At 56.3% G+C, this 10,261-nt stretch carries 9 protein-coding genes and 1 pseudogene; 4 read left to right on the forward strand and 6 right to left on the reverse strand.

Annotated features, from left to right (window positions below; translation table 11 throughout):
• Positions 1–742 precede the first annotated feature (742 nt).
• The 4 genes from nadC to AC2FIT_RS22275 all read right to left on the reverse strand — a co-directional run bounded on the left by nadC (position 743) and on the right by AC2FIT_RS22275 (position 5,399).
• Positions 743–1,591 (reverse strand): carboxylating nicotinate-nucleotide diphosphorylase, encoded by an 849-nt coding sequence (gene nadC, locus AC2FIT_RS22260; RefSeq protein WP_496832576.1) that lies wholly within the window; start codon positions 1,589–1,591, stop codon positions 743–745.
• The gene (locus tag AC2FIT_RS22265; protein ID WP_496832578.1) at positions 1,588–3,153 is read right to left on the reverse strand and encodes an L-aspartate oxidase; all 1,566 of its coding nucleotides are present in this window, start codon (positions 3,151–3,153) and stop codon (positions 1,588–1,590) included. Before AC2FIT_RS22265 ends, nadC begins: the two co-directional genes overlap by 4 nt.
• 8 nt (positions 3,154–3,161) lie before the next feature.
• A complete protein-coding gene (nadA, locus tag AC2FIT_RS22270; protein WP_496832580.1) occupies positions 3,162–4,214 on the reverse strand; it encodes a quinolinate synthase NadA in 1,053 nt (350 codons plus the stop codon).
• A 597-nt stretch (positions 4,215–4,811) separates the two neighbouring features.
• Entirely contained in the window at positions 4,812–5,399 is a 588-nt protein-coding gene (locus AC2FIT_RS22275) for an IS6 family transposase (RefSeq protein WP_496832581.1), read from the reverse strand.
• Between the two features lie 113 nt (positions 5,400–5,512).
• Between AC2FIT_RS22275 and AC2FIT_RS22280 the strand changes: the two genes are divergently transcribed.
• On the forward strand, positions 5,513–5,971 hold the full coding sequence (locus tag AC2FIT_RS22280) for a GNAT family N-acetyltransferase (protein WP_496832582.1): 459 nt from the start codon (positions 5,513–5,515) through the stop codon (positions 5,969–5,971).
• Between the two features lie 349 nt (positions 5,972–6,320).
• Here AC2FIT_RS22280 and AC2FIT_RS22285 read toward each other — a convergent pair whose 3' ends face one another.
• The gene (locus AC2FIT_RS22285) at positions 6,321–6,623 is read right to left on the reverse strand and encodes an ArsR/SmtB family transcription factor (RefSeq protein ID WP_496832583.1); all 303 of its coding nucleotides are present in this window, start codon (positions 6,621–6,623) and stop codon (positions 6,321–6,323) included.
• A gap of 73 nt (positions 6,624–6,696) precedes the next feature.
• On the opposite strand from AC2FIT_RS22285, the gene AC2FIT_RS22290 reads away from it, so the two are divergent.
• Genes AC2FIT_RS22290 through AC2FIT_RS22300 form a run of 3 tightly spaced genes read left to right on the forward strand, consistent with a single transcriptional unit; the run spans position 6,697 to position 9,401 of the window.
• Entirely contained in the window at positions 6,697–7,551 is an 855-nt protein-coding gene (locus AC2FIT_RS22290) for a PhzF family phenazine biosynthesis protein (RefSeq protein ID WP_496832585.1), read from the forward strand.
• Positions 7,548–8,507 carry an ornithine cyclodeaminase family protein gene (locus AC2FIT_RS22295; protein WP_496832586.1) on the forward strand — a complete coding sequence of 320 codons (960 nt, stop codon included), beginning with the start codon at positions 7,548–7,550 and terminating at the stop codon, positions 8,505–8,507. Before AC2FIT_RS22290 ends, AC2FIT_RS22295 begins: the two co-directional genes overlap by 4 nt.
• 42 nt (positions 8,508–8,549) lie before the next feature.
• Positions 8,550–9,401 carry a D-amino-acid transaminase gene (locus AC2FIT_RS22300; protein ID WP_496832588.1) on the forward strand — a complete coding sequence of 284 codons (852 nt, stop codon included), beginning with the start codon at positions 8,550–8,552 and terminating at the stop codon, positions 9,399–9,401.
• A gap of 497 nt (positions 9,402–9,898) precedes the next feature.
• Here AC2FIT_RS22300 and AC2FIT_RS22305 read toward each other — a convergent pair.
• Positions 9,899–10,114: pseudogene (locus AC2FIT_RS22305) on the reverse strand (transposase); the annotation flags it as partial.
• Positions 10,115–10,261 lie beyond the last annotated feature (147 nt).

Raw genomic sequence — 10,261 nt, forward strand, 5'->3', positions numbered from 1 at the left:
GCGCGTGGGTCCTGCCCCTGCTGCGCTGTCAGCGTTGGCCACGCTACTCATTCTCTGTTTCGCTTTGGCTGCTTCGACATTTCTACCAACCTTCGGATGAGAGGGAAGGAGTAGATGCGCTTTCGTTCATAAAAACTGCAGTTTTCCGCTAAATTCTATTGGCTGAGAGAAATGCTGGACCACGACATCTCACATCGTCAGGTCTGCAGGACTGTAGATACAGATCCAAAAACCGTAAGGCGAAAAGGCCCGCCAGACAATCCCATGATACGCAGGGAGAAAAATCCATCACGGTCAAAGGTTGCGGGTTTGGGCATTGGCGACCCTGCCAAAGGCCCGCGTTTGCGGGAGGCGGCCGACCGGCTATCTATGCCAAAGGCGTCGGAAAGGCCAATACACCCTTCCAACTTAGCTGGACTGACACTGGCACGACGGAACAGATTTCGGACGGATTCCAGCCGCTTCTCAACGGCTCGCAAAAGCGGCTGCGGTGCTGGAGAGATAGGTTATGCTGGGGCAAAACGCTTTGTCCGCGACCCTGTGTCCGGCTTTGCCCAGCCGACTTCACCTAGTCAGGGAAAGCGGATGCGCGATGTGTCGTTTCTAATCGGCGCTGACTACACTTATGTTGATCACAGTGATTTTTTCCAGATTGGTCGAACGTTGAGATGCAAAACGAAAGTGTTCGAGTGCGGGCGGGTATTCAATTAGCTTGTCGGGTTATCATGCCCTGGCAATAGCGTCAGAAATCCAAACCCAGATCGACCGTGCGATAGGAGTGGGTCAATGCGCCGGATGAAATGAAATCCACGCCGGTGGCCGCAATGGCAGCAACTGTGTCCCGCGTAACATTGCCCGAGGCTTCGGTGATCAGCCGACCATCAACCAGTGTAACCGCCTTGGCCAAGATGTCAGGCGGCATATTGTCCAACAGCACAACATCAGCGCCGCCCACGTCAAGCACTTCGGCCAGTTGCTCCAGCGTATCCACCTCGATCTCGACCTTCATCATGTGCGAAGCGCGAGCTTTCGTGGCCTCAAGAACAGCGCGTACGCCGCCAGCCGCCGCGATATGGTTGTCCTTGATCAGGATTGCGTCCGACAAGGAAAAACGGTGATTGAATCCTCCGCCATGCAGAACCGCCTGTTTCTCAACGATACGAAGGCCGGGGGTGGTTTTTCTCGTGCAGGTAATGCGCGCCTTTGTACCCCTGATTTCAGCCACCAGTGCCGCCGTTGCGGTGGCAATGCCGCTCAGGCGTCCGGCAAAGTTTAACGCCACGCGCTCAGCCGACAGGATCGAGGCCGCCTTGCCTGCTATCTCTATCAGCGTGTCGCCCTTGGTACAGCGCTGGCCATCCGCGATTTGTGTGGAAATCTTCAGCGAAGGATCGAACATACGGAACGCCATGGCGGCAACCTGCAGTCCCGATACCACCGCATCTTCACGGGCGTTCAGGCGCGCGGCATAAGTGACGTCCGACGCGATCACCGTTTGGGTGGTGATATCACCATAGGCACCTAGATCCTCCATCAGGGCCGACCGGACCAAAGGTTCCAGGATCATGTCGGGTAAGGCTGGAAGGGTCATGCTGCGTCCTTTGTAATACGGTCCCGCAGGGCGACAGCCTCGCACAGCGTCAGGGCAGAGCGTTGGCCGGGGCCGGGGATAGGGTCAGGGAAATCTGATCGGTAATGCGCGCCACGGCTTTCTTCACGCAGCAGCGCAGCAGCAGCGATCAGGGTGGCCGTGGCCGTCATGTTCAGGAAAACGTCAGAGGCCCGATCTCGGGCCTCAAGCGCCGCGATCCGACCCAGGGCACGGCTAAGACCGGAGCGATTACGCACCAAGCCCACGTGCTGAGTCATGGTACGACGCAAGGCTTCCAACTTCGTGCCCCGTGCCGGTTGGGCTGCCTCGGTCAGAGCGAGGTCAACTTCTGGCACGTGACCGACGGACACAGACTCCGCAATGTCCCGCGCACATGCGCGGGCAAAAACCAGCGCCTCAAGCAGTCCGTTTGACGCCAGCCGGTTCGCGCCGTGCAACCCGGTTGAAGCGGCCTCGCCACAGGCCCAAAGTCCTTTCAGCGAGCTTCGGCCCGCCAAATCTGTTTCGATACCGCCCATATGGTAGTGCGCCGAGGCAGTGACTGGGATTGGATCGCGCACAGGGTTAACGCCATTGCGCAGGCAGGCCTTGGTCACTGCGGGGAAATGATCCGAAATTCGCGCGCCGATTGCTGTGCGCGCGTCCAAGGCCGGACGAAGACCCGCCTGCGTCTGCATATATACAGCACGGGCAACCGTGTCGCGCGGTGCAAGTTCGGCATCGGGGTGGATGTCGAGCATGAACCGATGCCCATTTCCGTCGATCAAAATGGCCCCCTCGCCACGCAACGCCTCGGTCGCGAGCGGAGTGGGGTCCTCACCGACGTCAATTGCAGTGGGGTGGAATTGGACAAACTCGGGATCCGCAATCCGCGCGCCGGCCCGCGCGGCCATGCCAATTCCCTGACCCCGGATGCGCGAGGGATTGGTGGTATTGGCATACAGGCCCGCAGAGCCCCCGGTTGCCAGCACATGCGCCGACCCGCGCAGCAGAACCTGGGGTGCGTTCGGTGCGCCGGCATCGGCCAGATAAACCCCGCTGACCTGCGCACCGTCGCTTTCCAACCTAACCGCCAGTACCCCGTCGATGACCTGAATGGATGCGGTTTTACGCAAAGCCACGATCAACGCGCGCATGATCTCGGCACCGGCCTGATCGCCCTTGACCCGCACCACCCGAGCGGCGGAATGCGCTGCCTCTCGCGATTGCACAAAGCCGCCATCGGCGGTGCGGTCGAATCCAGTGCCAAGGTCGGACAGGTCGAGGATATGCTCCCGTGCGGCTTGGGTGACGAACTCGGCCACTTCGCGCAGGACCGACCCGGCGCCCGCGCGCATGGTGTCCTCGGCATGGGCTTCGGGGCTGTCCGTCCTGGCCATCGCCGCAGCGATACCGCCCTGCGCCCAGGCTGAGCTTGCGCCGGACCCCAGCGGTTCGGGCGAGATCATCACGACCGGACAAGGGGCCAGCTTCAACGCGGTATAAACCGCCGCCAGCCCGGCCCCAATGATGACCACTCGCGGCGTTTCAACGATCTTCATGTTGCTGATCAAATACCCAGTTTGCGCGAAAGGTCGATCATGCGCTGCACCGACAGGCGCGCCTTGTCAGCCACTTCCGCATCAACCTCGACCTGCCCGGTCATGGTATCCAGCGCGAACAGCACCTTTTCCAGCGTGATCTTCTTCATGTACGGGCACATGTTGCAGGGGCCGACAAAATCGACCTCGGGCAAAGCATCCGCGATATTCGACGCCATCGAGCATTCGGTGATCAGCAACGCCTTTTCAGGTTTTTCATCGGTGACATATTTGATGATCCCACTGGTGGATCCAGAAAAATCGGCCTCGGCCACCACGTCTGGCGGGCATTCGGGATGCGCGATCAGACGCGTGCCGGGGTTCCATTTGCGAAAATCGCGCAGGTCCTGAGGACGGTATTGTTCGTGTACGATGCACGAGCCTTCCCACCAGACCACATTCTTTTGCGGCACATCACGCGCGACGTTCTGTGCCAGATACTGGTCTGGGGTCATGATAACTGTATGACTGTCTTGCGCCGCAACGATCTGCGCTGCGTTCGATGAGGTGCAGCATATGTCAGAAGCCGCTTTGACCTCGGCCGTGGTGTTCACATAGGACACGACCGGCGCACCGGGATAACGGCGGCGCATTTCCTCGATCCCTTCGGCCGTGATTGATTCCGCCAAGGAGCAGCCCGCGTCCATATCGGGCATCAGCACGGTCTTTTCGGGGCTGAGGATCTTCGATGTCTCAGCCATGAAATGCACGCCGCATTGCACGATCACATCCGCCTCGACCTCGGTGGCCTTGATCGCCAGCTGCAAACTGTCGCCGCCAAAATCTGAAATGCCGTGGTAAATTTCGGGCGTCATATAGTTATGGCCCAGAATGACCGCATTGCGCTCGGCCTTCAGATCGTTGATCGCCTTGATGTAAGGCGCGTAGATCGCCCAATCCATCGGCGACACTACGCGGGACATGCGGCCATAAATTTCACTCATGCTCGCCGCCAGCTCGGGCGACGGTGCAAGATCATATTTTTCGGAAAGATGCGCACGCTGCGCGGGTAGGTCGAACACGGGAACGGTTTTCTGCCTATTAATCACGAGAGGGTGAAGATACCGGGCCTTTTCGCGATTATCCACAGCGTAAATGAGGAAAAGTTCCCAAAATTCGTTAGTCTCTGGAAATCTCAAAGTAACCTGGGGAAACCTTCGTTCAGATGGACCAAAGACTGGTCGTGCACCAACAATCAAATTGGGCCACACAAGTGGGGCCGACCACCGTCCATCAACCTCCATGCTAACCTCTGGCTTAGTACAGAATGGACACTTCGCTTTTGAATCCACCCTGCTTAACAGTATGTTGCAACCAAGTAGAAATGTCACTGGTTCTGCAAGGCAGGAATGTCACTATGGGGCGCAGCGGGAACAAGGCGTTGCAGCCCGGAGACCTCCTGTGTGGATGCATCCGTTTATGCAAGGAATTTCTGACTGTTGAGGTGCGTGATCGGTTGCACTTATGTGTCAGGCCTTTGGTGTGTGACGCGTTCTGGCCACGGGCCGGTATGGCAAGTTCGCGGTTCGGGTCCTAATTAAATATGCGAGGTCTGCGCCTCTGGAGGGAATTGTCAGGTTATTTTTTTTGAGCGCCAAAGATTGGCGTCGTACTGCTGGTTATGCGACCAAGCGGTTGGCGCAATCGTTCCAGTGATCGAAAGCGGCGACTCTTGTTTGGCGGTAGGATGCGGCGGTGAGCTTATGGCGGCGGGGACGGAACAGGTTGGAAGTTTCGTCATGCACGTCCAACGCGAGCTTGCGCAGGGCCGCGCCATAGCTGCGCAGTTTGTCCGTCACGATGACCCGAGGTTTGCCCCGGCGCTCGATGAACTTGGAAATAAAGCGCTTTGCAGCACGAGCATTCCGGAGGGATAAAACTAGAATGTCGAGAACTTCACCATCGCTGTTCACAGCACGCCAAAGCCAGTGCTTCTTTCCGCGGATGATGATCACGACCTCGTCCAAGTACCATTTGTCAGATGGTGACGTACGTGACTGCCGGACCCGTGTCGCAATTTTCGGACCAAATTTTTGTACCCATGGCCGGATCGTTTCGTGGTTCACCAAGACACTGCGTTCTGCAAGCAGATCTTCCACATCGCGCAGGCTCATCGCAAATCGATGATAGGCCCAGACTGCGTATGAAATGACTGAGCGAGAGAAGCGGTAGCCCTTCAGACGGGATTTGGACGCACGGCTGATCATGGAGCCACGCTACGCAGTCAATGGCGCAAGGTTAATAACTTGACGACGTCCCCGCGAAAGCTGAATGAGGCGTACGTCCGTTAAGTGATAAGTTATCAACAGGAGATCAAGCAATGGCATCAAGTATAAGAAAGGCACGGCGCGCCGACTTGGATGTTATCGTGCAGATGCTCGCAAACGACGTTCTCGGGTCAACGCGAGAGGACGCCACAATGCCTGCCGCTGTTTGCTATCAAAAGGCTTTTGCGGCGATTGACAAGGATCCCAATCAGTATCTAACCGTGGCGGAACGGAACGGTGCAGTGGTGGGCTGCCTTCAATTGACCTTTGTTCCCGGACTGTCGCGAAAAGGCATGTGGCGCGGTCAGATTGAAAGCGTTCGGACACTTTCAAGCGAACGTGGCCAGCGTATCGGAGGCGAGATGATTCGATGGGCCATTGAGAAGTGCCGCGAACACGGGTGCGGACTGGTGCAGCTGACGACCGACAAGTCCCGGCCAGAAGCTCTGCGCTTTTACGAGGCAGCCGGATTTGCGCCCAGCCACATCGGTATGAAATTGGATATTCAGTAATCAGTGTGACTGCTCTTGGCTCGATATCTGCTCCGATTCTGTAAGTTGCAAACCGGAAATTCTCGCGGTGCTGTCGAAAGGGATGCGAGCCAGGCAATAAGTGCAACACCGTGTTCTCAGTGTTGGCCTGCTCCTCAAGATTTCTCGGATTTCATCGTGCTGGCAACGGGGCCGATCTCAAGGATGGAATGCAGTACTCTGCTGTATGTGCAAGGTTCAGAAGGGGCGAATTTTCCCATCCGGCGTTTCGCGAACTGTATCTGACCGGTATGCCAGGATGCGCGCGAATGCTTGGCGGGAACGCCCTAGTTACCGAAGTCCAGACCATTGGTCGTTTGGGTGGCCGTTTTCAAAGCATCTGGCCGACTTTTCGAAGTACATTTTCGACCTGATCTGGGCGCAACTTGTAGAATACCCAGTTTTTAATCTTCTTGCTCTCGACCAAGCCAGCCTCTTGCAGGATTTGCATGTGGTTGGTCACGGTCGGTTGCTTCAAGCCAATCTTTTCCGTGATGAAGCCGACGCATACCCCGTCTTTTACCAAATCACCATCGACCTGCGGCGGAAAGTGACGTTCGGGCTCTGAGAGCCAGTGCACAATTCGCAATCGGTTCTCATGGGCCAGGGCGCGCAGTGCTTGGGCTGTTGACACATATACATCCACTGAATAGATACCTATCTATATAGATCATTTGCTATGCAGGTTCCTTATGCCACCTCCAAAGTTGACCTTCAACTTCATTCACTGCGATGTTTTCGCGGCCAAGCCCTATTGCGGCAATAGTCTGGTAGTATTTACAGATTCCGAAGGGCTGACCGGCGAACAAATGCTGACCATTACCCAGGAGATGCGACACTTTGAGTCGATCTTCCTGAGTGAGAACAATGGTCAAATCTCTGCGCGAGTGTTTGATCTCTTTGAGGAGCTACCATTTGCAGGTCACCCCATTATCGGTGCTGCTTGCACCTTGCATAAAAAAGCGGGCGCCGAAGGCTCGCGGGAGTGGACGATCAGCTTGCAGGGCGGAAGAGAGGTCAGTGTTTCGACGCAGTACCGGGATGGGCACTATTTCGGCGCACTTGATCAAGGCAGGCCCGAGATAATCGGCACGGTCGACGCGCAAGAACGGCAGGGCATTGCCAGAGCTTTTAACCTGGATCAACTTGCTGACTTTCCGCTGGAAGTCATCTCAACAGGTTTGAAATACCTCGTCGTTCCGGTTTTGGGAGGGTTGAAGGACGCGCGGATCACAGTTCCCGATTTGGAGCAGTCGCTGAAACGTTTCGGGGCGGAGTTTGCATATCTGCTCGATGTCGACACATTTGAAGGGCGGCATTGGAACAATGACGGGATCATGGAGGATGTCGCAACCGGCAGCGCCGCTGGCGTGGTTGGAGCCTATGCCTTGAAACATGGATTGGCGGAGTCGGGCCGCAGTTTTCCTTTGAAGCAAGGCCACTTTATGGGGCGGCCGAGCGAGATAATCGTGACGCCCTTCGGCTCGCCAGACGACATTAAAAGAGTGACGGTCGCAGGCGAAGTCGCTTTTGTCGGCCGCGGTGAACTGATTGCGCCATGATCCCAGTCATCGGCTCAGAAACCATCCGCCCGTTTTTGAACATCGAGCAATTGATCCCGGCTGCAGAGCTAGCATTCCAAGCGATCTCGGACGGCAGGGCGCAATCGCCGGTTTATGTTCTGCATCCCAACGACTTGGCCGACATTCATGTCAAGTCGGCGTCTCTGCCGGGTTGTCCAATTTTTACGGTCAAGATGGCGGGCTGGTCCCAGGTCCTCGCAGATCGGGGCGAACCGGCATCCAGCGGTATGATTGCTGTTTTTGACAGCAAAACCTGCAAGCCGCTGGCCATCCTGCAAGACGACCACCTGATTTCGGATTACCGGACCGCGGCGGCAGGTGCGCTGGTGGCAAGACTGTTGGCTCCACAATCGGCCCGGTCCGCCTTGATCGTCGGAACCGGGACGCAAGCGCGGTTGCAGGCTGAAGCCTTGCTTGCGGTGCGCGCAATCAAGACCTTGAAGATCTGGGGGCGGGATCGCGCCAAAGCCGGTGAGCTTTGCTCGTCACTAGAATCGCTTCTCACCGGGGTGTCCGTGCAAGTGGTTGATGACCTGCCGACCGCAGTTGTCCAAGCCGATGTGATTGTAACCGCGACCGGAGCAAAAGACCCCTTGATACAGGCCGATTGGCTCAGACCGGGCCAGCATATCACCTCTGTCGGGTCGGACGACACCACCAAATGCGAGATTGATCCGGAAATCCTGAAAGACTCAGAGGTTTTTGTCGACGCAAAGGCCACGGCTCGAATGTACGGGGCAACAGCCCGCGCGCTCTCGGCAAATGTGTTGACCGAAGACGCATTTATCGAAATCGGATCCGTGCTTTCGCGGGAAAGCGGGAACAGGAAGGCAACAACTGTCGCATGCCTCTCGGGGCTGGGTGTGCAGGATTTGACCACCGTAAATGCCATTTGGGGAGAGCTTGCCTCAGCCGCAATCGGGTGGCAGCGGTAAGTAACGCCCAATCCCTAGTTTCAAAATGTAAGGCAAGACAAAATGACAACAGTGTATGTAAACGGCAGCTTTTTAGAACAGCGGGAAGCAAGGATATCGGTTTTTGACCGCGGTTTCCTGTTTGCCGACGCCGTTTATGAGATCACCGGCGTTCTTGGTGGCAAGATGGTGGATTTCGACAATCACATGGTCCGGCTTGCACGGTCTCTTGGCCAGTTGAAAATGGACATGCCGATGCCGTTGGATAAGGTGCGCCGGATCCATCTGAACCTGATCAAGAAAAACGCCATCACCGACGGTCTGGTTTATGTTCAAGTCACGCGTGGTATCGCCGAGCGTGATTTTGCCTTTCCACCGGAGGGGACAAATCAGTCGGTTGTAATGTTCACGCAGTCAAAACCTGGGATCGCCGACATCCCGATCGAGCAGCTGGCGCTGAAAGTCAAAACTTTACCAGACCTGCGATGGGCGAGGCGAGATATCAAGACGGTGCAGCTTCTCTATCCCTCGCTTGCAAAGATGGAAGCAAAGGAAGAAGGCTTCGACGATGCCTGGCTCGTCGCTGACGGCCTTGTAACCGAAGGCACTTCGAACAATGCCTACATCGTGAAAGGTGATTGCATCGTCACCCGGAACCTAGGCTCCGACATCCTTCCAGGCATCACGCGCACCGCTGTGCTCGACTACGCGAAACTGACCGGCATGACGGTAGAAGAACGTCCGTTTTCGGTTAACGAGGCCTATGAAGCAGACGAGGCTTTCATAACGTCGGCGACTAGCTTCGTTGCACCCGTGGTTCAGATCAACGATGTGCTGATTGGAGACGGAGTGCCCGGACCTGTCGCAAGAAATCTGCGCGCGGTTTATCTGCGAGAATGCTGCAACCGTAGCTAAGGCGGGGGTACTGGGCCGGCTTCACTGCGGTCGCGATTGTTTCGAAACTGTGCTGCAAGGGCAATCCCTTGCAAGCATTGCGTTTGACGCTAGACATTTTGATTGAACGACGATCGCACAGTTTTAGCCGGTCGTCTGGACATAATTCCTTCCAAAAGCGCTAAGTAATTAACGGGCGCTGCTCTGGTTGCAGTGTAATTTGTTACGTTCGTTTCGACGTGTCAGATAGCGGTTTGGAAGAAATCACGCTCAAGTAAGGCGTTGTAGGGCATCACGCAGCGTTGAACCACAGGGTGACTTAGGTTTATCCGATCTCTCCTTTTGATGACTGCCTGGAACTTCAGGCGATGCCTACAGCGAAGCTGAAGGAGGCTTTGAACCTAGAGGTCTCCTACGTTCCCGCTTTGACACCTTAGTCGTCGTTGTCGTAGGCGATCCTCCAATCATCCGGCCGTCCGTCGTAACCACCGTCGGTCCAGTAGGTGTCATTGCTCGGGTTTGCCTGCTTCGAGGAACTCTTTCGACCAACTGTAGTAATGGCTCTCAGCGATGCCCTCCCGACGGCATAGCGCCGAGATGCTTTCTTCACCGCGCATCCCGGCCAAAACAATGCGGATCTTCTCTTGGGCCGAGTAGGTTTGCCAGGTCTTGCGGCGGATGCTCTTTACCAATTTATCTGCAGACGCTTTGCTGCTTGCGGATTTCTGGTTCATCCTAACCTTCATGGAGTGGATCTATGGACGCCCCCTGCGCAAGGTGTTTTTCGTGATCGTGTTGACGGCATTGGATGCGTGAATCTATCCGGCCTTTGATTGAAGCATCTTTGCTCCTGGCCTCGATGGGATCCGCTGGTTTCAGTG

The sequence above is a fragment of the Ruegeria sp. YTSA135 genome (genome assembly GCF_059610165.1).

Coding starts and splice junctions, on each gene's coding strand:
- nadC (WP_496832576.1), bottom strand. CDS start 1,591: ATGACCCTTCCAGCCTTACCCGACATGATCCTGGAACCTTTGGTCCGG.
- AC2FIT_RS22265 (WP_496832578.1), bottom strand. CDS start 3,153: ATGAAGATCGTTGAAACGCCGCGAGTGGTCATCATTGGGGCCGGGCTG.
- AC2FIT_RS22275 (WP_496832581.1), bottom strand. CDS start 5,399: ATGATCAGCCGTGCGTCCAAATCCCGTCTGAAGGGCTACCGCTTCTCT.
- AC2FIT_RS22280 (WP_496832582.1), top strand. CDS start 5,513: ATGGCATCAAGTATAAGAAAGGCACGGCGCGCCGACTTGGATGTTATC.
- AC2FIT_RS22295 (WP_496832586.1), top strand. CDS start 7,548: ATGATCCCAGTCATCGGCTCAGAAACCATCCGCCCGTTTTTGAACATC.
- AC2FIT_RS22300 (WP_496832588.1), top strand. CDS start 8,550: ATGACAACAGTGTATGTAAACGGCAGCTTTTTAGAACAGCGGGAAGCA.